The sequence below is a fragment of the Serratia sp. C2(1) genome, from assembly GCF_036352655.1.
GTDB lineage: Bacteria > Pseudomonadota > Gammaproteobacteria > Enterobacterales > Enterobacteriaceae > Serratia > Serratia inhibens.
Genome location: NZ_JAZFBA010000007.1, coordinates 85,103 through 107,114, shown reverse-complemented (window position 1 = coordinate 107,114; position 22,012 = coordinate 85,103). Strand labels below are relative to the sequence as shown.

The window sequence follows — 22,012 nt, the reverse complement described above, 5'->3', positions numbered from 1 at the left end:
TCCTTCTTTTCCCGCTACAGTGAAATCTCACCGGCCCATCAGGAGAGGACTATGCTGTATATCTTTGATTTAGGTAATGTGATTGTCGATATCGATTTCAAACGTGTACTGGGTGTATGGAGCAATTTGAGTGGCACGCCGCTGGCGGTTTTGTCCGAGCGTTTCGCCATGGGCGAGCTGTTCCAGCAACATGAACGCGGTGAAATCAGCGACGAAGATTTCGCCGAACGCCTGAGTGATGAAATGGGCGTCGCCCTCAGTTTTGAGCAGTTCGCCACTGGCTGGCAGGCGGTGTTTGTCGCCCTGCGCCCAGAGGTGATCGACATTATGAAACGCCTGCGCAGCGAAGGTCACCGGGTGGTGGTGTTGTCGAATACCAATCGTCTGCACTGCAACTACTGGCCACAGCACTATCCCGAAGTGGCCGAGGCCGCCGATCATCTGTACCTGTCTCAGGACATCGGCATGCGCAAGCCGGACGCCAACATCTATCTGCACGTTTTAAACGCCGAAAATACGTCGCCGGAAGCCGCTGTGTTCTTTGACGATCATCCGGCCAACGTCGCCGCTGCACAGGCGCTGGGCATCAAAACGGTACACGTGACCGATCGTGACGTGGTGCCGGCTTATTTTGCCCAATGAACGCGAAGGGGTAAGCTTAAGGCGTACAAACTGACATCAAGGAGTGACCATGTCGTTTTTCCGCCGTAAAAAGCTGCCTTCCGCGATCAAGCCCAGCATCACCTTCGGGCGGTTGCTGCTCAAACGCGTCGACAGCGACGGCCTGACCATGCTGGCGGGCCACCTGGCCTATGTTTCCCTGCTGTCGCTGGTGCCGTTGATTACCGTGGTGTTCGCGTTGTTTGCCGCGTTCCCGATGTTTTCCGACATCAGCGTTCAGTTGAAAAGTTTTATCTTCTCTAATTTCATGCCGGCCGCCGGCAACGTGATCCAAAGCTATCTGGAACAGTTTGTCGCCAACTCCAACAAGATGACTGCCGTCGGGACCTGCGGGCTGATTGTCACCGCGTTGCTGCTGATTTCCTCGGTCGATAGCGTGCTGAACACTATCTGGCGCAGCAAGAACAAACGGCCAATCGTATTTTCGTTTGCGGTGTATTGGATGGTGCTGACCCTGGGGCCGTTGTTGGTGGGTGCCAGCATGGCCATCAGCTCTTACCTGCTGTCGCTCAACTGGCTGGCGCAGGCGGGCGTGAACAGCCTGGTGGATCAAGTACTGCGAATTTTCCCGCTGATCCTGTCCTGGATATCGTTCTGGCTGCTGTATTGCATCGTGCCGACGGTGCGCGTACCGCCTAAAGATGCGCTGATTGGCGCGCTGGTGGCCGGGATATTGTTTGAACTGGGCAAGAAGGGCTTTGCGCTGTATATCACCATGTTCCCGTCTTATCAGCTGATTTACGGCGTGCTGGCGGTGATCCCGATTTTATTCCTGTGGGTCTACTGGAGCTGGTGTATCGTGTTACTCGGCGCGGAAATCACCGTTACCCTGGGGGAATACCGTGACTACCGCCGGCAAAAGACGGAGCAAGAGGATCAGACACAAGAAGGGCAGTTATGATTGCGTTAATTCAACGGGTGCTAAACGCCAGCGTCACGGTCAAGGGAGAGACGGTAGGCAAGATTGGCCCCGGTTTGTTAGTGTTATTGGGCGTGGAGCAGGACGATAACGAGCAAAAAGCCGTGCGTCTGTGTGAGCGCGTACTGGGGTACCGCATCTTTGGCGACGAGAACGACAAGATGAATCTTAATGTCCAGCAGGCGGGAGGCAGCCTGTTGGTGGTTTCGCAGTTCACACTGGTGGCCGATACCCAAAAAGGCATGCGCCCAAGTTTCTCACGCGGTGCAGCACCGCAGGAAGCCGATCGGTTGTATCGATATTTTGTTGGTCAGTGCCGCGAACGCGGCATAGAAACCCAGACCGGCGAGTTCGCCGCCGACATGCAAGTGGCGTTGGTGAACGACGGGCCGGTGACGTTTTGGCTTCAAGTCTAAGCATTTTGAGAGAGAAGGCGTCTATGTATCACCTACGAGTACCCGTAACAGAACAAGAGCTGAAGGATTATTACCAGTTTCGTTGGGAAATGCTGCGCAAGCCATTGCACCAACCGGTGGGTTCGGAAAAGGATGCCTACGACGCCATGGCGCACCATCAGATGGTGGTGGATGAGGGCGGTAAAATTGTCGCTATCGGGCGGCTGTATATCAATGCCGACAACGAAGCGGCGATCCGCTTTATGGCGGTAGACCCTACGGTGCAGGACAAAGGTCTCGGCACGCTGGTGGCGATGACGCTGGAATCCGTGGCACGCCAGGAAGGGGTAAAGCGGGTGGTATGTAGCGCCCGTGAGGATGCGGTGGCGTTCTTTGCCAAGCTTGGCTTCGTCAATCAGGGCGAGATCACCGCGCCGCAAACCACCCCGATCCGCCACTTCCTGATGATTAAACCGGTGGCGACGCTGGACGATATTTTGCATCGCCCCGACTGGTGCGGCCAACTGCAGCAGGCTTGGTACGATCATATCCCGCTCAGCGAGAAAATGGGGGTGCGCATCAGCCAGTATACCGGCCAGCGTTTCGTCACCACCATGCCGGAGATTGGCAATCAGAACCCGCATCATACGCTGTTTGCCGGCAGCCTGTTCTCTCTGGCCACGCTGACCGCCTGGGGGCTTATCTGGCTATTGCTGCGTGAGCGCCATCTGGGCGGCACCATTATTCTGGCAGATGCGCATATCCGCTACAGCAAACCGATCACCGGCAGACCGCGGGCGGTGGCGGATCTCAGCTCGCTGAGCGGCGATCTGGCTCGTTTGGCGCGGGGCCGCCGTGCACGCGTGCAGGCTGAGGTGCATTTGTTCGGTGACGACGATAAAGGCGCGGTATTTGAAGGCACTTATATGGTGCTGCCGGCCGAGTCGGACGCGCCCCTGGATCAGGGCGGTTCCGAGGCGATAGAAAGCTGAGTCATCGGCCCTCTTCCCCGGGAAGAGGGCGTGAAAGCCTAGGGTAACTGTTGGTTGACCGTCCGACCATCGCCGGCGGTGGCCTGCAGTTCGCCCTTAAGTGAAGATTTAAACGGCCCATCGCTGTTCAGCAACCCTTTCAACTGCAGCTGCAGATTTCCGTCACCTTCCAGCGGAACCGACTGCCACCCCCATTGCTGCAAGGTATTCACCGGCACCGAGCGGCCGTTCAACGACAGCGTAAACGGTTTGCCCGGCAGCTGTTCGACTGTGGCTTTGGCTTCCAGTAGTCCTTTTGGCATAAAGGCGCTTAGCTCGGTGACGTTGATCTGCCCGTCATTAGCGTTTAGCGCCAGCGATGGGCGCCGAACGTCAATCTTGTTGAAGGTGGCTTCGCTGCCATTCAGGTTCAGCGTGCCGGACCAAATACCCCACTGGTGGTCGCGCGCCAACAGCAGATTGCCGCCGTAGCCGTCCAGCGCAGTGATCTGGAACGGGAAGTTCGGATTGATGTCGATGATCAGGTTGCGATTGGTGGTCAGTTTGTTGATGTACACCTCCGCCAACCAGTGCGGCAGCGGTTGCAGCCACAAGGCGCGCCAGTCTTGCGGCAAGGTGTACTCGAGTGCGGCGACGGCCACTTCGTCCAGTTGCAGGCGGTTGTTGGCGCGTAGCCAACTGCCGGAGGTACGCAGCAGCCCGCCTTCCCAACGGCTGGTGAACTGTTGAATGGCGATACCCGCCGGTGAAAGCCGCATATTCATGATCGGATCGATCAGGTGGAAACCGCCGTTGATCAGATCGCTGGCGTTGAAGTTCAGCGATCCGTCCTCACTGCTCCAGTCGCCTTGTTGGAAGGTCACGTTTTGCAACGACAGATCGAGATCGTTGAACGCCCATTCTTTGCCTTCCAGCCGCGCGTCGATCAGATCAAAACGTTTGAGAGTGACCGGCGGCAGGGCCGTAAAGCGTTGCCAAAACTCAGCCAGCGTCAGCGGGGTTTGCATGCGTACGCCACTCAGCCGCAGGCGTTCCACCTGCCAGCTGCCGTCGGCGGCGCGGCTGGCTACCCCGGTCAGGTCACCCTGCGCCAGATCGGCACCGAAGTTGTTGAGCTTCAACTGGTTCTGTTTAAGTTCACCCTGTACCAGCACCTGTGAAGCCGGGATGCCATTCAGCGTTATCGAGCCGGCGCTGAACTGGAACTGATTATTTTCTCCCAGCAGATGCCCGGCCTTGGGTTGCCAGGGCGTAATGCCGGCATTGACCTGCTGCGCGTTGAGCTGCCAGGTTTCATCGTTGGATTGCAGCGCCATATTGCTCAACTGCAACACATCGGCCTGCACCGGCAATGTCGCGGCTTGCGGCTGAACGGTAAGCATGCCGTCGCGCAGGGTTACGCTGTGAAAATAGCGCGGTTCGGTGATTTGGCGCAGGCTCAGGCCGAGATCTACCCGTTTGGCGATCAACGCCTGCGGCTGATTATTTTTGGCCAGTTGGACGTCTTCCAGGCTGATTTGGCCCGGCTGATTCCATGAGTGCGAGATTTTTGCCACCGACAGGCGGTATTCGCTGTTATCGCTGATCCAACGACTTAACCAGCCCGCTGCCCAGCCGGTTTGCCCCACAACGTACAACAGCACAATGGCAAGCACTACCAGCAGCAGCAACGTCAGCAACAGTTTTCCGATAAATTTCATCGTTTACATCCGCGTCGGTCAAAAAAGATACCCTGTTTATGCCGCAATTGGCCGGGCATCTCAAGTGCAATGGTCTGATAGGCAATAAAAAACGGCCGCAAGCGGCCGTGTGTGGCAGGCAGCGCGGCGGATTATGGCTTCTCGTGTTCGTGCGGGAACACCAGGTTGAGCACGATGGCGGTGATGCCGCCGGCGGCAATGCCTGAAGAGAGCAGTGTTTTCAGCCAGTCGGGCGCGAACTGCAAGATAAGCGGTTGCTGGGAAACGCCCATGCCGACGGCCAGCGACAGCGCCATGATCATGATCGCGCGGCGGTTCAGCCTTTCGCGTGACACGATACGCACGCCGGAGGCGGCGATGGTGCCGAACATCACCAGGGTAGCGCCGCCAAGCACCGGCTCAGGAATATGTTGCACGAAATTGGCCACTGCCGGGAACAAACCCAGCGCGATCAGCATCAGCGCCACCACAAAGCCGACGTAACGGCTGGCAACCCCGGTCAGTTGGATCACGCCGTTGTTCTGACCAAAACAGGAGTTGGGGAAGGTGTTGAACACCGCCGACAGCATCGAGTTCAGACCGTTGGCCAGCACGCCGCCCTTCAGGCGCTTCATATACAGCGGGCCGCTGACCGGCTGTTCCGACACGTCTGAGGTGGCGGTGATGTCGCCGATGGTTTCCAGCGAGGTGACCATAAAGATCAGCATCAGCGGCAGCAGCAGGCTCCAGTCAAAGCCCAGGCCGTAATACAGCGGGATCGGAAGGGTGACAGCCGCCGTTTGCGGAGCCGGCTGGCTTGCCGGCAGCATGTCCATCGCCCAGGCCAGCAGGTAGCCGACCGCCATGGCGATCACCAGCGAGGCGACGCGCAAGTACGGATTGCGCTGGCGATTAAGCAGAATAATCACCGCCAGCACCGCACCGGCCAGCAGCAGATTTTTCGGCGCGCCGAAGCTGCCCCCGTTCATCGCGGCATAACCGCCGCCGATGGAGGTCAGCCCGACCTGAATCAGCGACAAACCGATAATCATCACCACAATGCCGGAGACCAGCGGGGTGATGATACGCCGCGCCAGGTGGAGCACGCGCGACAGGAGGATTTCGGTACAGGAGGCGACCATCAGCGTGCCGAACAGTGCAGCCATCATGGTGGGGACGTCGGCACCGCCGTTTTTCAGCGCCAGCCCGCCCATAATCAGAGGCGAAACAAAGTTAAAACTGGTGCCCTGAATCGACAGCAGGCCCGAACCGACAGGTCCCCAGGTTTTAATTTGCAGAATGGAGGCCAGGCCGGAGGCAAACAGCGACATGCTGATAATGTGCTGAGTATCCTGTGCCGGCAGACCGAGCGCCTGACAGATCAACAGGGCCGGGGTGATCACCGCCACAAACATCGCCAACAGATGCTGACCGGCGGCAAACAGCGTTTGCGGCAGCGGCGGGCGGTCTTCCAGGCGATAAATCAGTTCGCTGGCGTGGGGAGTGACGGCGGCTTTTTGCACTGCATCAAGCTCGGTGGATGGCATGGTCATGATGTGGCATTTCCAGAAACGGCAAAGCAGGCATTTTAATGATCCACCCCGCAAAAGCAAACGGTTGCGCCCTGGTGTTACGTCAGGGGCATCAACGCGCATGTCGCATTTTCGTTCATTTTTTCTTGTTTTATCAGCGTTTTTTACTTCTAATCCCGCATTCATCAAGTTTTAAAAACTAAGCGGTTTTCTATAACTTATTATTTCTTATTGGATCTTTTCCGTTACAGGGAGTACCTGGATGTTTCATCTCGATACTTATGGCACGTTAGTCGCGGCAACGCTGGTTTTGCTCCTTGGGGGCAAATGCGTCAGAAGCATTCCGCTGTTGCGAAAATACACTATTCCCGCACCTGTCGCCGGTGGTTTGCTGGTGGCGCTCCTGTTGTTAGCCTTGAAAAAGTTTGCTAACTGGGAAATCAGCTTCGATATGTCGCTGAAAGACCCGTTGATGCTGGCCTTTTTTGCCACCATCGGCCTGAACGCCAACCTGGCGCGATTGCGCGCGGGCGGCAAAGCGCTAATGGTGTTCCTGTTTGTGGTGCTGGGCCTGTTGGTGGTGCAGAACGCCATCGGCATCGGCATGGCGAAAATACTGGGTCTGGATCCGCTGATGGGCCTGATCGCCGGTTCAATTACGTTATCCGGTGGTCATGGTACCGGCGCAGCCTGGAGCAAGCTGTTCATCGAACGTTATGGGTTTGAAAACGCCACTGAAGTCGCGATGGCCTGCGCGACTTTCGGTCTGGTGCTGGGCGGCCTGATCGGCGGCCCGGTGGCGCGTTACCTGGTGAAACACTCCTCCACGCCGGAAGGCACACCGGAAGATAGCGTGCAACCGAGCGGTTTTGAAAAGCCGGAGAGCGGCCGGCTGATTACCTCGTTGGTGATGATAGAAACTATCGCGATGATCGCCATCTGCTTGAGCCTGGGGCAGTTTATTGCCGGCCTGTTGAATGGCACGGTGTTTGAACTGCCAAACTTTGTCTGCGTGCTGTTTGTCGGGGTGATCCTCAGCAATACGCTGGCGTTCAGCGGTTTTTACACCGTGTTCGAGCGGGCGGTATCGGTGCTGGGGAACGTCAGCCTGTCGCTGTTCCTGGCGATGGCGCTGATGAGCTTGCGCCTGTGGGAACTGGCGTCGCTGGCGCTGCCGATGTTGGCGATTCTGGCGGTGCAGACGCTGGTGATGGCGCTGTATGCGATTTTCGTCACTTACCGGGTGATGGGCAAAAACTACGATGCGGCGGTACTGGCGGCGGGCCACTGTGGTTTTGGCATGGGCGCTACGCCTACGGCGATCGCCAATATGCAGGCGATTACCGATCGCTTCGGTCCATCGCATCTGGCGTTTCTGGTGGTGCCGATGGTGGGGGCGTTCTTTATCGATATCGCCAACGCGATCGTGATTAAGCTGTATCTGTTGTTGCCGGTGTTCCCGGCGGTGGGCTGAATAACGTTCAATATATAAAGCAAGGGCGCCATTGGCGCCCTTGTCTCTGGCAGAAGATCAGGCGTTGGAGTAGCGCGCTTTCTCCGGCAGCCAGCGTTCAATCAGAGCGCGGGCATGTTCCGGGTACTGCTGATGAATATGGCGGGCGACGCGTTGCACTTCCGGTATCATCGCCTGGTCGCGCAGCAAATCGGCCACCTTGAATTCCGCACTGCCAGTCTGGCGCGTGCCGAGCAGCTCGCCTGGGCCTCTGATTTCCAGATCGCGCTGGGCAATCACAAAACCGTCGTTGCTGTCGCGCAGCACCTGCAGACGTTTCTGCGCCGTTTTGCTCAGCGGGGTTTTGTACAACAGCACGCAATGTGACGCCACGGCGCCACGGCCCACGCGGCCGCGCAACTGATGCAGTTGCGCCAACCCAAGCCGTTCCGGGTTTTCGATGATCATCAGGCTGGCGTTCGGTACGTCGACGCCTACTTCGATCACTGTGGTTGCCACCAACAGCTGTAACTCACCCTGTTTAAAGGCCTGCATTACCGCCTGTTTTTCCTGCGCCTTCATGCGGCCGTGAACCAGCGCGACTTTCAGCTCGGGCAGCGCAGTTTTCAACTCTTCCCAGGTAGCCTCCGCCGCCTGCGCTTCCAGCAGCTCCGATTCCTCGATCAGCGTACAGACCCAGTACGCCTGCCGGCCTTCTTCCATACAGGCGCTTTTCACCCGCTGAATAATATCGGCGCGCCGGGTGTCTGGAATGGCGACGGTGGTGACCGGCGTCCTGCCTGGCGGCAGCTCGTCGATCACCGATGTATCGAGATCGGCATAGGCGGTCATTGCCAGCGTGCGTGGGATTGGCGTGGCGGTCATGATCAACTGATGAGCATGGAAGCCTTGCTCCTCGCCCTTTTCCCACAGAGCCAGCCGTTGGTGCACGCCAAACCGGTGCTGTTCGTCGATGATTACTAGCGCCAGCCCGGAAAACTGTACCTGTTCCTGGAAGATGGCGTGCGTACCGACCACCATCGACACTTTTCCGCTGGCGATCGCTTCCTGCTGAGCAATGCGTGCCTTGCCTTTTTGCTTGCCGGCCAGCCAGCCGACTTCAAGCCCCAGCGGTTCAAACCACTGGCGGAAGTTATTGGCGTGTTGTTCGGCCAGCAGTTCGGTGGGCGCCATCAAGGCCACCTGTTTGCCGTGGGCGATGGCGCGTAGCGCCGCCAGCGCCGCCACCAGCGTTTTGCCTGAGCCGACATCACCTTGCACCAGCCGCATCATCGGGAAGCCTTTTTGCATATCGGCTTCGATATCGGCTACCACGCGATCTTGCGCGCCGGTCGGCGAGAATGGCAATTCGGCAAGAAACCGTTTTTTCAGTCGATCATCCGGCATCAGCGGCAGCGCCTGATAACTCTGCGCGCCGGCGCGCACCGCCAACATGCTGAGGTTATGCGCCAGCAGTTCTTCCAGGATCAGGCGTTTTTGCGCCGGATGCTTACCCTGCTCCAAATCTCCCAACTGGATATCCGGCGGTGGGCGGTGCAGGGTGTGCAGCGCCTGCGGCAGGCTCATCAGCCCGCTACTGAGTTCTGGTGGCAGCAGCTCGGCGATGGCGCAGGTGTCCAGCAGCTCCAGCGCCTGATCGGTTAGCTTGCGCAGCGTGGCCTGCCTGATGCCTTCGGTGGTCGGATAGACCGGCGTCAGCGATTCCTGTAGCTCAACCTCGCTGCTTTCCCCCTGAATGCGGTATTCCGGGTGGATGATTTCTGCGCCGTGGTTGCCGCGTTTGATCTCACCGTAAGCGGTTACGCGCCGGCCTGCGGCCAGGCTGTTTTTCATCGCCGCGTTGAAGTTAAAGAAACGCATGGTGAGCAGGCCGGTGCCGTCGCTGATCTGGCAAGTCAGCATGCGCCGACGACCAAAACTGATATCGCTGCGCAGCACTTCGCCTTCCACGGTGGCAAAAATGCCCGGCAGCAGGTCGTTGATCGGATAGAGGCGGGTACGGTCTTCATAACGCAGCGGGAGGTGCAGCAGCAGGTCCTGAATGGTTTCCAGGCCAATTTTTGCCAGTTTGCCCGCCTGGCTGGCACCAACTCCGGAAAGCGTGGTAAGAGGGACAGCGTCCAGCAGGCGGCCTTTCATCGGCGTACCGTTGCCTGCATGGTCGCCCACCATTCGGCGTCGGCGACCACCTGGCCCTGTTGGTCGATCTGCGGACGCGGCAACCCTTTGCGTTTGGCGACGTTGGCCAGAACCGGGTAGCCGCCCTCGAACAGCAGGCGTTGTTGTTCTTCTTCGTCCAGCGCGCTGCGGGTGCGCAGGTACATGCCGGCGTTGTGGCGCTGGCGCTGCGCTTCGTACAGGATCAAGGCCGAGGCGACCGACACGTTGAGGGATTGCACCATGCCGATCATCGGAATGACGATGTCCTGGTCGGCCAGGGCCAGCGCTTCTTCGGTGATACCGGTTTTTTCCTGCCCCAGCAGCACGCAGGTTGGGCGGGTGTAATCCACCTCGCGGAAATCAACCGCGCGGGCGGAAAGGTGGGTCGCCAGAATCTGCATGCCTTGAGCTTTCAGATGGATCACCGCGTCAGAGATGGTGCGGTGGGTTTTTACATTGACCCAGCTGTTGCTGCCGGCAGCGGAGGAAACCAGGGTACGCATGCGTGAAGTCGGCCACACGGCATGGACCTGATGCACGCCGACGGCGTCGGCGGTGCGGATAATGGCGGAGACGTTATGCGGTTTGTGCACCTGTTCCAGGCAGACCGTCAGATCCGGCTGCCGGGTTGCCAGCATTTCACAAATCCGCGCATAGCGTTCAGGGCTCATAGGCGCTAATTTCGGTTACGGTTAACTTTAATCACATCCGGCATGATACGGATTTTACGCATAATATTTGCCAGATGGATGCGATCGCGGGTGGTCAGGCGAATAAAGGCGCTATAAACCCGGCCGTCTTTCTCTTCGGTATTCAGGCTCTGAATATTGGACTCGGCTGCGTTGATGGCCGCCGTCAGGTTGGCCAGCGCACCCTGATGGTTAAACATGTCCACTTTAATCTCGGCGATGAACTCCTGCTCGATATCTTTATCCCACTCTACCGCCATGAATTTCTCAGGCTCTTTCTGGTAACCGCGGATGTTCCGGCAGGATTCATGGTGGATCACCAGCCCTTTGCCTGGGCTGACGTGGGCAATGATCGGGTCGCCCGGAATAGGCCGGCAGCATTTGGCGAAGGTGATCAGCACGCCGTCTGCGCCTTTGATCGCCAGGTTGCGAACCCCGGAGGAGGTGCCCAGGTTGGATTGGTCACCTTGCAGGTTTTTCGCCACCACCACGCTCATGGCATTGCCGAGGCCGATTTCAGCCAGCAAATCATCCAGCGTTGCCAGCTTCATGCGATCCAGTTCGTGCTGGATATTTTCCGGTGGAATCTCTGCCAATTTGCGGCTGCCGCCCAACGCATGGTTCAGCAAGCGGCGGCCGAGACCGACAGAATCATCGCGCTTGAGGTTCTTCAGCATCTGGCGGATTTTGGCGCGCGCTTTCGAGCTGACGACAAAATTCAACCAGGCGGCGTTTGGCCGCGCGCCTGGTGCTGTGATGATTTCGACCGTTTGACCGCTGCTCAGCGACTGCGACAAGGGGTACGGCTGACGGTCGACTCGCGCGCCGACGCAGGCATGACCGATATCGGTATGCACCGCATAGGCGAAGTCGACCGGGGTTGCGCCCGCAGGCAGTTCGACGATGCGGCCTTCCGGGGTGAAAACGTAAATCTCATCCGGGAACAGATCGGATTTTACGCTCTCGATAAATTCAAATGAACTGCCGGCGCTTTGCTGCAACTCCAGCAAGCTTTGCATCCAGCGCTGTGCGCGGATTTGCGCGGTGGTGCCGGTTTCGCCCTGTTCTTTTTCTTTATAAGCCCAGTGCGCGGCCACCCCCATTTCTGCCATCTGATCCATATCTTCGGTACGGATCTGCACTTCAACCGGCACGCCGTGAGGGCCGATCAGGGATGTGTGCAGCGATTGGTAGCCGTTGGCCTTGGGAATGGCGATATAGTCTTTGACCCTGCCCGGGCGTGGTTTATACAGGCTGTGAGCCTGGCCCAGCACGCGGTAACAGGTATCGACTTCCTTCACGATCACCCGGAACGCGTAGATGTCCATAATCGAATGGAAACGCTGCTCTTTCAGGTGCATCTTGAGGTAGATGGAATACAGGTGTTTTTCTCGCCCGCTGACGCGACAAGGAATGCCGGCTTCGTTCAATCGGCCTTCGATCTCGGAGAGAATCTTTTGGATCATCTCCTTACGGTTACCGCGAGCGGCTTTCACCACTTCTTTGATTACACGGTAGCGGTTCGGGTACAACGCCTCGAAACCCAGCTCTTCCAGCTCGGTCTTCAGGTGGTGAATACCCAGGCGATGGGCCAAGGGGCTGTAGATTTCCAGGGTTTCACGCGCGATACGCCGACGTTTGTCAGGACGCAGCGAACCCAGGGTACGCATATTGTGCGTGCGGTCGGCCAGCTTGATCAGCACGACGCGAATATCCTGCACCATCGCCATGATCATTTTGCGGAAGTTTTCCGCCTGAGCTTCTTTTTTATCCTGGAACTTCAGCTTGTCGAGCTTGGATACGCCTTCAACCAGTTCAGCGACGCTCTTGCCGAACAGTTGTTCCATATCCTGGTAGGTGGCCGGGGTGTCTTCGATGACGTCATGCAGCAGCGCCGCCATCAGCGTCTCATGATCGAGACGCATTTCCGCCAGAATGCAGGCCACGGCGACCGGGTGAGTAATGTAGGGCTCACCGCTGGAGCGTGTCTGTCCCTCGTGAGCATCACGTGCAACGAGGTATGCCTGTTTGAGGCGCTTAATCTGCTCCTCAGGCAGGTAACGTTGAATCAGCAGATTCAGGCTTTCAAACAGGTACAAGGCAGACTCGCAGTCTAATTAACGACGACCTTCAGCAATCGCGGTAACCGCTTGAATTTCTGCGGCTTCCTGCTCTTGCTGCTCTTGACGATCACGAACATCGAGGATTTGGCTGGTGATCAGGCCTTCTTCGATTTCGCGCAGAGCGATAACGGTGTACTTGTCGTTTTCTTCCGGAACAAGTGCATCTTTACCGCCGGTCTGGATTTGACGTGCCCGACGAGCAGCGACCAACACCAGGTCAAAACGGTTACCAATTTTCTCTACAGCGTCTTGAACAGTTACGCGTGCCATATTTGTGCTACTCCACAGGTGACGAAAAGACTGGGCATAATACTGAAACTGCCTTCAGTCTGCCAATAGTTTGCTGATTAAAGCGTCATGCCGCAGTAATTGCCGGCCTAAACGCAGGCGCTCGGCGCGAATAATGGTTTTCAGATCGGACAGGGCCAGATCGAAATCATCGTTCACGATTAAATAATCATACTCCGCGTAGTGCGTCATTTCTGCCACGGCTTGCGCCATGCGTTTGGCGATCACCTCTTCAGAGTCTTGCCCGCGGCCACGCAGGCGGCGGCCGAGTTCATCCTTTGACGGCGGCAAAATAAAGATGCTGCGCGCCTGCGGCATTTTAGCGCGGATCTGCTGCGCACCCTGCCAATCGATATCCAGGAAGACGTCTACGCCGGTCGACAGCACCTGCTCAATGGCGGCACGTGAGGTCCCGTAATAGTTGCCGAACACTTCGGCGTGCTCAAGAAACGCATCCTGCTCAATCATCCGGCGGAATTCATCTTTTGAGACGAAGAAATAATGCTCGCCGTGATGTTCACCCGGGCGGCTGTCGCGCGTGGTGTGCGAAACCGAAACCTGCGTGTCGTACAGCGGTTGCGTCTTTAACAAAGCCTGAATCAGACTTGATTTCCCTGCGCCACTGGGTGCAGAGACAATAAAAAGCGTGCCTTGAGCCATGATGATGTTCGTTGATAGCGGTTGATGTGCCAATAACAGCGGATGTGTATTTTCTCCGCACAGTATACACGGCTAACGCGCCAGGTGCAGCGTTAGCTCGCATTTTGCCCGTCGCTTTGTGCTGAAAAAACCTCTAAACGGCGGTTTTGCGCAGCAGATCGGTAAATTTCCGCGGTTTCATGCAACCTATATCTGCCTTTCTCGAGCCGCTCGGCAGATCGGGCAATTGACCGTTGCCGAAGCCTTATCACCCGGTTTTACTGCCGGTTATCAGGGAGGTGCAGTATGCGGAAATGCGGAATGCGGATCGGAATGGCGCTGTTGGGCGGGATGATGTTTTGTGGTGTGCTGCGGGCAGAAAGTTGCCCGACGTGGCGACCGGAGCGGCTGCAACTGGAGATAACCACGTTAAAAAACCAGCTGGAACGCTGGGATGTGGCTTATTACCAACAGGGCGACAGTTTAATTGAAGATGAGGTCTATGACAGCCTGCGGCAAAAACTGCAGTTGTGGCATCGTTGCGCCGGTCTGGAAAGGGCTGAGGAGCCCAGTCCGCTTTTACCTGCGGGTAAAACGCCCCACCCGGTGGCGCATACCGGGCTGCATAAATTGGCGGACTCTGCCGCCGTGGCTCAATGGCTGCGTGGTCGCAGCGATGTCTGGGTTCAGCCTAAGGTGGACGGCGTAGCCGTTACTTTGGTGTATCGCGATGGCGAACTGGCGGCGGCTGTCAGCCGGGGAAATGGGCTAAAGGGGGAAAATTGGCTGGAAAAGGTGCGTGCTATTCCATCGATACCGGCGGCGGTGAAGGGCGCTCCGGCGACGTTGATTCTGCAGGGGGAGCTGTTTTTGATGGTGAACGATCATCAGCAAAAGCTTCATGGCGGCATCAATGCCCGAGCCAGGGTCGCCGGTGCGCTGATGAAAAACCGGCTTTCGCCGATCTTGCAACAGATTGGCCTGTTTGTCTGGGCATGGCCTGATGGCCCACAAGAAATGACGCAGCGTTTACAGCAGCTTGCCGCAATGGGGTTCCCTCTCGCATTGGCTTATTCACAACCCGTGAGTTCACTGGAAGACGTGCGGCAATGGCGCGACCGTTGGCATCGCGAAGCATTGCCCTTCGTCACGGATGGCGTGGTGATTCATCAGGCGCAGTCACCGTCGGGGCATTATTGGCAGGCAAAGCCCGGTGATTGGGCGGTTGCCTGGAAGTATCCGCCAGTGCAGCAGATTGCCAGGGTCAATGATGTCGAGTTCAGCGTAGGCCGCACCGGAAAGATTGCCGTGGTGCTGAAGCTTGATCCCCTCAGGATGGATGATAAATGGGTCTCGCGGGTTAACCTGGGATCGCTGCCCCGTTGGCGGCAGTGGGCGGTTGTGCCCGGTGACCAGGTGGCAATCAGCCTGATGGGGCACGGGATCCCGCGTCTGGATAAAGTGGTCTGGCGGGCCGCAGAAAGAGTAGAGCCTGATGCGCCAACCGCAGATCGTTACCATTCTTTGAGTTGCTTTAGCTGGCTGCCGGAGTGCCGCCAGCAGTTTCTGGCCCGACTGGTGTGGTTGGGCGGCCCACAGGGATTAGGTTTGCACGGCGTCAGTGAATCTACCTGGCAGGTGTTAATTGATCGGGGGCTGGTGCGGCATTTGCTGGATTGGCTGGTGTTGACGCCGGAGCAATTGATGTCAGCGCCCGGCATGGGTGACAAGCGTGGGCGCAGTATCCACCGGCAATTTCAGTTGGCGCGGCAACAACCCTTTGCTCGCTGGTTGATAGCGTTAGGCGCACCGCTTAACCCGCAACAAGCGCGGGCATTGAAAAACTGGCACCAGATACAGCAATTACCGGCCGGAGAGTGGCGTAAAATGACCGGGATAGGCGCAAAAAAGGCTGAGCAGATTACCGGCTTTCTTCAACACCCACCATTTCTGGCGCTGGTCAACACGCTGGAGGAGCAGGAAATAGCGGGTTTTGCCGGAACCCGGTGATGTGTCGTTACTCCGTAGGTTTCTCAGCCAGGGAATTTACGTCGGTTATTCGCGTGTGGGCGATCGGTGAGGGTGAGGCATGACGCAGGAAAATAAAAACGATGCCTGCTGAAATCGCCGTCATTAGCGCCAGAATATACAACAGATTATGAAATGCGGCTTCGTAGCTCTGTTTCAAGGCGGCGGTATCGACGTTCAGCAATGCCGCCGCTTGCTGCAGGTCACCCATTGCCAGCCGATGGGCGCCGGCGGCAGCATTGGCCAGAGGAGAACCCGGCAGATGCTGTTCAACCAAGGCGGCCAGCAGCGCGCCCACCACGGCGAGGGCGATGCCTTCGCCCGCCACGCGGACAGTGCTGAAAATGCCGGTGGCCATGCCTGCGCGATCCTTCGGCACCACGCTGACCGCCAGTCCGTCCATTAATCCCCAGGGCAGGCTGATGCCACTGCCAATGGTCAACAGCGGCAGGATCAATAGCAGGAAGGGTTGCCCAGGCGCATATTGCGCCAGCCATAGCAGGCCGAAGGCGCAGATCAGTAAACCCAGGCTGGAAATGATACCGGCGGAAAACCGGTGCGCCAACATGCCTGCCAGCAGCGGCAATATCAGCATTGGCGCTGAGAGTGCGAACATAACGATACCCGCCTCCAGGGTGCCGTAACCTTCGATGCCAATAAAGCGCAGCGGGAGTAAAACCAGCAGAACCACATAGGAATAGGCTGGGGCAGCAGCCAGAAACTGTACGCCGACGAAACGCGGATAGCGGAATAAAGACAGTTCAAGCATCGGTCTGCGTACGCGTTTCTCGATCAGGATAAATGCTGCCATGGAAAGCAAAGCGCCGCTGAACAGGGCGATGATTTCACTGCTGCCCCAACCGCTGTCGGGGGCTTGCAGTACGGCATAAGTCAGCAACGTAAGCGCCAGCGTAAAGGTGGCCGCGCCGGGCCAGTCGAGTTTGGCCGCTGCAGGATCGCGCGACTCATGCATATAGCGTATACCGGCGAACAGGGCTATGGCGCTGAGCAGCGACACGCTGATAAAAATCGCGTGCCAGCCAAAATGCTGTACCAAAAAACCGGCCAGCAGCGGGCCAAATGCCAGGCCGATGCCAAAGGTGGTTCCCAACAGGCTGAAGGCTTTGGCGCGTTCTGTTCCATCGAATACCTGAGCCAGGCCGGCAGTTCCTCCGGCAAACGCCGCTGCTGCGGCAACACCCTGCAGCGCACGTATCAAATCAAATGCGATGATGTCCTGCACCATCAGCATAACCAATGAGCTTAAGGTAAGCACCGCCAGGCCGCTGATGAACACGCGTTTTCGGCCAAAGCGATCGGCGAGCGCGCCGGCAATCATCAGGCTGCAGCCAAAGGTCAGCATAAAGGCGTTGGTGACCCAGTTGAGGGCGACTACGCTGCCCCCCAGGCTGGCGGCGATAGCGGGTAAAGAGACTGCCGGGCCGGTAAAGTTAATCGGCATGATCAACCCCGCCAGGCAGACGGAAAACAAGATAATCCAGCGCTGCGGATCGGGATCTGGAAGACGGTGAGGATGGTTCATGATGAGCTCCAGCGACAGTATTGTCGGTTGGGATGGATGATAAAGTGGATTTAATTGGCCAGAAATGGGGCTATATTCCACTCTTTAAGGACAATAACGCTCTAATTGGAGATCCTATGGACAGCCTCAGTGGCTTATTGGCTTTTGTACGCGCTGCCGAGCTACGCAGTTTTGTCGCCGCAGGTGAACGGCTGGGCGTATCCGCCTCTGCCGTTGGGAAAAGCGTGGCCAGGCTTGAGGAATCATTGGGGGTCAGGCTGTTTAACCGCAGCACCCGGCGTATCAATCTCACCGATGAGGGCGCGTTGTTTTTTGAACGCTGCCAACGCATCGTCAGCGAAATTGAAAATGCCGAAGCCGAAATGGCGAGGATCTCCGATGCGCCGCGCGGCAAGCTGCGCGTGAGCATGCCGGCTATCGGCTATCGAATGTTGGTACCTCTGCTTGCGGATTTCAGCGCGCTTTATCCCGAGGTTGAGCTGGACATGGACTTCAATGACCGGATGGTGGATCTGATAGCCGAGGGAATTGACGTGGCTGTGCGCAGCGGTGAGCTGGCGGATTCCCGGCTGATGGCCCGGCGGCTGGGGCCGTTTCGGTTGATACTGGCGGGTGCGCCTGAGTATTTACAGCGTCGGGGCGTGCCGCAGCGGCCGGAAGATTTGCTCAACCATGCCTGCCTGCGCTACCGCTATCCGGGGGGACAGCAATTGCAGGAGTGGAGGTTGTTTTCTGATGGAGAGCCGGTTTCCCAACGGATCCCGGTGACGCTGAGCTGCAACAGCATTGAAGCCCTGATCCACGCCACCCTGGAAGGATTGGGTATCGCTTACCTGCCGGATTTTACGCTGTGTTCGGCCATTAACGCCGGGCAACTGGTGGCGGTGTTGGATCAACACACGCAGGAGCAGGGGTTTTTCTCAGCCCTGTGGCCGTCAAGCCGGCATATGCTGCCCAAGGTGAGGGTTTTTGTAGACTACCTGGCGCAGCATATGTTGCCTCTGAGGTGAGCTGTATTAATGGTCTGGATGCTGGTAGTTAAATACCGGCAGCCCCAGACGAAAGCGGAGGGCGATCAAGCGTGCGCTCAGGCCGACGACCAACGTGATGATGACGACCAGATTGTGCGGCAGGCTGAAGTGTTGCAGGCCGATGTACAACCAGGCGGCGGCGAAGGAGATACCGGCATAGATTTCCTTCTGAAAAACCAGAGGGATGCGGTTGCAGAGCATATCGCGCAGCACGCCACCGAATACGCCGGTGATGACAGCCGCAATGGCGGCGATGATAGGGCCGTGGCCCATATCCAAAGCGACCTGAGCCCCGATGATTGAAAATACAATCAGGCCAACGGCATCCAGCACCAGGAACAGGCGGCGCAAGTGGCGCATCAGTGGCGCGACCCAGGTAGTGACAATCGCGGCAATGGCGACAATCACGATATATTCAGGATGTTTGACCCACCCCAACGGAAAGTGTCCGAGCAGCATATCGCGCACCGAGCCGCCGCCAATCGCTGTGGCCGAAGCGATAATAATCACGCCAAACATATCCATCTGGCGGCGGCCGGCGGCCAGTGCGCCGGTCATGGCTTCGGCGGTGATGCCGATGATATAAAGAATGCTCAGTAACATAAGATATTCACAGGGTGGGCGGGAATGAGTGTAAGGCCAAAAGGGTAATCGCCGACGGGACAAGTTGCCACTGAGTTTTTCTAACCAATGTCATTTCGGATTACTTTAATTAATCTTTATTTGCTTTATCTGGCTTGTGGTTAGCCTTTTTTAACCTTTCAATGCTTATGCAAACATTAGATATTTCGTGTTAGTTTCTCTTGCTGACTATGCTTTTTGCATTCTATCTTTACGCCGCGCATCAGCAATGTCTCTAAGGCTGATGACGGGTTTGTTCACCGAGGAATATAAAATGAAAAATACGCCCATGCTGGCGGCGGGCCTGGCGGCAGCCATACTGTTGAGCGGCTGTGTCGCCACGGCGCAGAATGCCGCGCAGCAAAAAACGAAGGTTTGCGGTGTCGGGGAGCCGATGGTCCAGACTACGCTTTATTTTGGTCTGAACCGCCCCACCGGGCCGGTGATTACCGCAGCAGAGTGGCAGGGTTTTGTCGACCGGCAAGTGACGCCGCGCTTTAAAGACGGCCTGTCGGTGTTTGATGCCAAAGGGCAGTGGCTGGGCAATGATGGCAAGCTGGCGCGCGAGAACAGCAAGGCATTGATGCTGATCCATACACCGGGCAAGGGCAGTGAAACCAACATCGAGGCGCTGCGCAGCAGCTATAAGCAGCAGTTTGCGCAGGATTCGGTGATGCGCGTTGATGCGCCGGTGTGCGTCGCGTTCTGAGGTTATCCCGGCCGGAGCCGGGATATTGACTTACAGCACCAACCCGGCGATGGCTGCCGAGAGCAGGCTGACCAGCGTTGAACCGTAGACCAGTTTCAGGCCAAAGCGGGATACCACGTTGCCTTGTCGTTCATTCAGCCCTTTGATCGCCCCGGCGACGATGCCGATAGAAGCAAAGTTGGCAAAGGAGACCAGGAACACGGACAGAATACCCAGGCCACGCGGCGACAGTTCCGCCGCAATTTTCTTCAGCTCGATCATCGCCACAAATTCATTGGCCACCAACTTGGTCGCCATGATGCTGCCGGCCCGCAACGCATCCTGCGCCGGGATGCCGATCAACCAGGCCAGCGGATAAAACACGTAGCCCAGAATTTGCTGGAAGCTGATGCCGAACACGGCGGAGAACAGAGCATTCACCGCAGAGATCAGCGCAATAAAGCCAATCAGCATCGCGGCGATAATCATCGCAATCTTGAAGCCCGCCAGAATGTATTCACCCAGCATTTCAAAGAAACTCTGATCTTCATGCAGCTTGTTCAGCTTCAGCTCAGGTTCATCGTCCAGTTGATAAGGGTTGATGATCGACAGAATGATAAAGGTGCTGAACATATTGAGGATCAGCGCCGCGACCACGTATTGCGCATCGATCATCGACATGTAGGCGCCAACGATGGACATGGAGACTGTCGACATGGCGGTTGCGGCCATGGTGTACATACGGCGCGGCGAAATATCGCCGATAATACCCTTATAGGCGATAAAGTTTTCCGACTGACCGAGCACCAGCGTGCTGACGGCGTTGAAAGACTCCAGCTTGCCCATGCCGTTAACCTTGGACAGCAGGGTGCCGACCAGGCGGATAATCAACGGCAAAATACGAAAGTGCTGCAAAATACCGATTAGCGCGGAAATAAAGATAATCGGGCACAAAACCCCCAGGAAAATGAACGCCAGCCCGTCCTTGCTCATGCCACCGAAAACAAAGTCGGAGCCTTGCGCTGCGTAGGTCAGCAGCGTTTCAAAGAAGCCGGCGACGTGTCTGATTACGCTGAGGCCACTTTCTGAATGCAGGAAGAAATAGGCGAGTGCACCTTCAATGACCAACAGCTGAATAATATAGCGCAGGCGGATTTTCTTGCGATCGTTGCTGACCAGCAACGCCAGGGCGATGATCACCACCAGGGCGAAAATAAATTGCAGAATTTGCGGCATAAAGGGTCCGTACGGCTTGCGGGCATGAAAAAAACACATTTAGCCACAGCTTAGCCCGCCTTTCATTACCTTACGTGATAATTAGAACAAAATACTTCGGGCGGCCGGTATGAGTTATGGATTGTCATTCTCTGCGTGATCGTCGCAGTTTTTCGTAAAAGCATCGCTTTTACGGCGGAGATGCCTGCGGCGAAATCATATTTCCCATAGGCAGAGGAAGAAAAACAGCGGCTGCAGGAGAGCTATGCAGAGGGCGGAACGCTTGAGGCATTGAGCGGCGAATTTGAGCGCACCACTTGGGCCATTGCCGTTCAACTGCAAAAATGGGGTTGATTACCGAGCAGCAGGCGGCCAGGTATGTATAGGGCTAGTTCATAAAAAAACCCGCATAGCGCGGGTTTGGGTTCGTGAAGAATACATCACTCGATATTCTGGATCTGCTCGCGCATTTGTTCGATCAGCACTTTCAGTTCGATAGCGGAAGTGGTGACTTCGGCATTAATCGACTTGGACGCCAGCGTGTTCGATTCGCGGTTAAACTCCTGCATCATAAAGTCGAGGCGGCGGCCCACGGCTTCTTTCTTCTTCAGGATGTTATGCGTTTCTTTTACGTGGGCTTCCAGACGGTCCAGTTCTTCGGCAACGTCAATACGTTGCGCCATCAACACCAGCTCCTGCTCCAGGCGAGTGTTTTCCAACTGCACCTGAGCTTCTTCCAGCTTGCTGACCAGGCGCTCACGCTGCCATTGCAGGATGTTTGGCATCTGGGCGCGCACCTTGATCACTTCGGCGCTGACGCCGTCCAGGCGCTGTTCGATCAGGGCTTTCAGCGCGGTGCCTTCGCTTTCGCGAGCGGTGATGAAATCATCCAGTGCGTCATCCAGAGCCTGCATCAGCTGTGCGCTGATGGCATCCAGATCCTGCTCCTGAGCAGACATCACGCCCGGCCAACGCAAGACGTCGATAGGATCGATTTCCCCTTCATCGCTCTGCATTTTCACCCAGTTGGCGGCTTCAACCAGCTGTTTAGCCAGTTTTTCGTTCAGGATCAGCGAGCTTTGCGCGCTCGGGTCCAGCTCGAAGCGCAGGTTGCATTCCACTTTGCCGCGGGTCAGACGGCCACGGATACGTTCGCGGATCACCGGCTCCAGGCTGCGAAATTGTTCCGGTAAACGGATGTAGGTTTCTAGATAGCGTTGGTTAACGGAACGCAGCTCCCAAGCTGCGCTGCCCCATTCACCCTTGATTTCACTCCGTGCGTAGGCGGTCATGCTGCGGATCATTGATGCGTACC

The 22,012-nt window shown here is 57.0% G+C and carries 19 protein-coding genes; 8 read left to right on the top strand and 11 right to left on the bottom strand.

From position 1 onward, the window contains the following. Nucleotides 1–51: 51 nt before the first annotated feature. Genes yihX through fabY form a run of 4 tightly spaced genes read left to right on the top strand, consistent with a single transcriptional unit; the run spans nucleotide 52 to nucleotide 2,987 of the window. A complete protein-coding gene (gene yihX, locus V2S86_RS24370) occupies nucleotides 52–642 on the top strand; it encodes a glucose-1-phosphatase (RefSeq protein ID WP_311995451.1) in 591 nt (196 codons plus the stop codon). Nucleotides 643–691: 49 nt separating this feature from the next. Continuing rightward, nucleotides 692–1,582: a virulence factor BrkB family protein gene (locus V2S86_RS24365; protein WP_330764492.1), complete on the top strand. Its 891-nt coding sequence runs from the start codon at nucleotides 692–694 to the stop codon at nucleotides 1,580–1,582. Further along, nucleotides 1,579–2,016, top strand: coding sequence for a D-aminoacyl-tRNA deacylase (gene dtd, locus V2S86_RS24360; protein WP_330764491.1), 438 nt, complete (start codon nucleotides 1,579–1,581; stop codon nucleotides 2,014–2,016). Before V2S86_RS24365 ends, dtd begins: the two co-directional genes overlap by 4 nt. Nucleotides 2,017–2,039: 23 nt before the next feature. Next, complete coding sequence (gene fabY, locus V2S86_RS24355; RefSeq protein ID WP_330764490.1) at nucleotides 2,040–2,987, top strand: fatty acid biosynthesis protein FabY; 948 nt, start codon at nucleotides 2,040–2,042, stop codon at nucleotides 2,985–2,987. Between the two features lie 38 nt (nucleotides 2,988–3,025). Here the strand turns inward: fabY and V2S86_RS24350 are convergent, their stop codons facing one another. Both V2S86_RS24350 and V2S86_RS24345 read right to left on the bottom strand, forming a co-directional pair. Then, entirely contained in the window at nucleotides 3,026–4,687 is a 1,662-nt protein-coding gene (locus V2S86_RS24350; RefSeq protein ID WP_330764489.1) for an AsmA family protein, read from the bottom strand. 131 nt (nucleotides 4,688–4,818) lie between these two features. Continuing rightward, nucleotides 4,819–6,219, bottom strand: a complete 1,401-nt coding sequence (locus tag V2S86_RS24345; protein ID WP_330764488.1) for a nucleobase:cation symporter-2 family protein — start codon at nucleotides 6,217–6,219, stop codon at nucleotides 4,819–4,821. Between the two features lie 241 nt (nucleotides 6,220–6,460). Here V2S86_RS24345 and gltS point away from each other — a divergent pair, with 241 nt between their 5' ends. Next, on the top strand, nucleotides 6,461–7,672 hold the full coding sequence (gene gltS / locus V2S86_RS24340; protein WP_330764487.1) for a sodium/glutamate symporter: 1,212 nt from the start codon (nucleotides 6,461–6,463) through the stop codon (nucleotides 7,670–7,672). A gap of 57 nt (nucleotides 7,673–7,729) precedes the next feature. Here the strand turns inward: gltS and recG are convergent, their stop codons facing one another. Genes recG through gmk form a run of 5 tightly spaced genes read right to left on the bottom strand, consistent with a single transcriptional unit; the run spans nucleotide 7,730 to nucleotide 13,592 of the window. Further along, entirely contained in the window at nucleotides 7,730–9,811 is a 2,082-nt protein-coding gene (gene recG, locus V2S86_RS24335) for an ATP-dependent DNA helicase RecG (protein WP_330764505.1), read from the bottom strand. Further along, nucleotides 9,808–10,503 (bottom strand): tRNA (guanosine(18)-2'-O)-methyltransferase TrmH, encoded by a 696-nt coding sequence (trmH, locus tag V2S86_RS24330; protein WP_330764486.1) that lies wholly within the window; start codon nucleotides 10,501–10,503, stop codon nucleotides 9,808–9,810. Before trmH ends, recG begins: the two co-directional genes overlap by 4 nt. A 5-nt stretch (nucleotides 10,504–10,508) precedes the next feature. Beyond that, the gene (gene spoT, locus V2S86_RS24325; RefSeq protein WP_006320163.1) at nucleotides 10,509–12,620 is read right to left on the bottom strand and encodes a bifunctional GTP diphosphokinase/guanosine-3',5'-bis pyrophosphate 3'-pyrophosphohydrolase; all 2,112 of its coding nucleotides are present in this window, start codon (nucleotides 12,618–12,620) and stop codon (nucleotides 10,509–10,511) included. Between the two features lie 18 nt (nucleotides 12,621–12,638). After that, entirely contained in the window at nucleotides 12,639–12,914 is a 276-nt protein-coding gene (gene rpoZ, locus V2S86_RS24320; protein WP_004953385.1) for a DNA-directed RNA polymerase subunit omega, read from the bottom strand. Between the two features lie 54 nt (nucleotides 12,915–12,968). Then, on the bottom strand, nucleotides 12,969–13,592 hold the full coding sequence (gmk, locus tag V2S86_RS24315) for a guanylate kinase (protein WP_199637537.1): 624 nt from the start codon (nucleotides 13,590–13,592) through the stop codon (nucleotides 12,969–12,971). Nucleotides 13,593–13,904: 312 nt separating this feature from the next. Between gmk and ligB the strand changes: the two genes are divergently transcribed. Then, nucleotides 13,905–15,581, top strand: a complete 1,677-nt coding sequence (ligB, locus tag V2S86_RS24310) for an NAD-dependent DNA ligase LigB (protein WP_330764504.1) — start codon at nucleotides 13,905–13,907, stop codon at nucleotides 15,579–15,581. A gap of 7 nt (nucleotides 15,582–15,588) precedes the next feature. Here the strand turns inward: ligB and V2S86_RS24305 are convergent, their stop codons facing one another. Further along, nucleotides 15,589–17,142: an MFS transporter gene (locus V2S86_RS24305; protein ID WP_330764485.1), complete on the bottom strand. Its 1,554-nt coding sequence runs from the start codon at nucleotides 17,140–17,142 to the stop codon at nucleotides 15,589–15,591. Between the two features lie 116 nt (nucleotides 17,143–17,258). On the opposite strand from V2S86_RS24305, the gene V2S86_RS24300 reads away from it, so the two are divergent. Next, entirely contained in the window at nucleotides 17,259–18,152 is an 894-nt protein-coding gene (locus tag V2S86_RS24300; protein ID WP_330764484.1) for a LysR family transcriptional regulator, read from the top strand. 6 nt (nucleotides 18,153–18,158) lie between these two features. On the opposite strand, the gene V2S86_RS24295 is transcribed toward V2S86_RS24300, so the two are convergent. Beyond that, complete coding sequence (locus tag V2S86_RS24295; RefSeq protein WP_330764483.1) at nucleotides 18,159–18,776, bottom strand: trimeric intracellular cation channel family protein; 618 nt, start codon at nucleotides 18,774–18,776, stop codon at nucleotides 18,159–18,161. A gap of 292 nt (nucleotides 18,777–19,068) precedes the next feature. Here V2S86_RS24295 and V2S86_RS24290 point away from each other — a divergent pair, with 292 nt between their 5' ends. Next, nucleotides 19,069–19,503: a DUF3574 domain-containing protein gene (locus tag V2S86_RS24290; RefSeq protein WP_330764482.1), complete on the top strand. Its 435-nt coding sequence runs from the start codon at nucleotides 19,069–19,071 to the stop codon at nucleotides 19,501–19,503. A 30-nt stretch (nucleotides 19,504–19,533) separates the two neighbouring features. Here the strand turns inward: V2S86_RS24290 and V2S86_RS24285 are convergent, their stop codons facing one another. After that, entirely contained in the window at nucleotides 19,534–20,718 is a 1,185-nt protein-coding gene (locus V2S86_RS24285; RefSeq protein WP_006328931.1) for a NupC/NupG family nucleoside CNT transporter, read from the bottom strand. Nucleotides 20,719–21,137: 419 nt separating this feature from the next. Continuing rightward, nucleotides 21,138–22,001, bottom strand: a complete 864-nt coding sequence (locus tag V2S86_RS24280) for a YicC/YloC family endoribonuclease (protein WP_330764481.1) — start codon at nucleotides 21,999–22,001, stop codon at nucleotides 21,138–21,140. Between the last annotated feature and the right edge of the window lie 11 nt (nucleotides 22,002–22,012).

What these genes read in the sequence shown, in the direction of transcription:
- fabY (WP_330764490.1), top strand. Translation starts at nt 2,040, where the DNA reads ATGTATCACCTACGAGTACCCGTAACAGAACAAGAGCTGAAGGATTAT.
- gmk (WP_199637537.1), bottom strand. Translation starts at nt 13,592, where the DNA reads ATGGCTCAAGGCACGCTTTTTATTGTCTCTGCACCCAGTGGCGCAGGG.
- V2S86_RS24290 (WP_330764482.1), top strand. Translation starts at nt 19,069, where the DNA reads ATGAAAAATACGCCCATGCTGGCGGCGGGCCTGGCGGCAGCCATACTG.
- V2S86_RS24295 (WP_330764483.1), bottom strand. Translation starts at nt 18,776, where the DNA reads ATGTTACTGAGCATTCTTTATATCATCGGCATCACCGCCGAAGCCATG.
- V2S86_RS24300 (WP_330764484.1), top strand. Translation starts at nt 17,259, where the DNA reads ATGGACAGCCTCAGTGGCTTATTGGCTTTTGTACGCGCTGCCGAGCTA.
- V2S86_RS24305 (WP_330764485.1), bottom strand. Translation starts at nt 17,142, where the DNA reads ATGAACCATCCTCACCGTCTTCCAGATCCCGATCCGCAGCGCTGGATT.
- gltS (WP_330764487.1), top strand. Translation starts at nt 6,461, where the DNA reads ATGTTTCATCTCGATACTTATGGCACGTTAGTCGCGGCAACGCTGGTT.
- ligB (WP_330764504.1), top strand. Translation starts at nt 13,905, where the DNA reads ATGGCGCTGTTGGGCGGGATGATGTTTTGTGGTGTGCTGCGGGCAGAA.
- trmH (WP_330764486.1), bottom strand. Translation starts at nt 10,503, where the DNA reads ATGAGCCCTGAACGCTATGCGCGGATTTGTGAAATGCTGGCAACCCGG.
- yihX (WP_311995451.1), top strand. Translation starts at nt 52, where the DNA reads ATGCTGTATATCTTTGATTTAGGTAATGTGATTGTCGATATCGATTTC.
- V2S86_RS24285 (WP_006328931.1), bottom strand. Translation starts at nt 20,718, where the DNA reads ATGCCGCAAATTCTGCAATTTATTTTCGCCCTGGTGGTGATCATCGCC.
- V2S86_RS24365 (WP_330764492.1), top strand. Translation starts at nt 692, where the DNA reads ATGTCGTTTTTCCGCCGTAAAAAGCTGCCTTCCGCGATCAAGCCCAGC.
- V2S86_RS24345 (WP_330764488.1), bottom strand. Translation starts at nt 6,219, where the DNA reads ATGACCATGCCATCCACCGAGCTTGATGCAGTGCAAAAAGCCGCCGTC.
- V2S86_RS24350 (WP_330764489.1), bottom strand. Translation starts at nt 4,687, where the DNA reads ATGAAATTTATCGGAAAACTGTTGCTGACGTTGCTGCTGCTGGTAGTG.
- V2S86_RS24280 (WP_330764481.1), bottom strand. Translation starts at nt 22,001, where the DNA reads ATGATCCGCAGCATGACCGCCTACGCACGGAGTGAAATCAAGGGTGAA.
- rpoZ (WP_004953385.1), bottom strand. Translation starts at nt 12,914, where the DNA reads ATGGCACGCGTAACTGTTCAAGACGCTGTAGAGAAAATTGGTAACCGT.
- dtd (WP_330764491.1), top strand. Translation starts at nt 1,579, where the DNA reads ATGATTGCGTTAATTCAACGGGTGCTAAACGCCAGCGTCACGGTCAAG.
- recG (WP_330764505.1), bottom strand. Translation starts at nt 9,811, where the DNA reads ATGAAAGGCCGCCTGCTGGACGCTGTCCCTCTTACCACGCTTTCCGGA.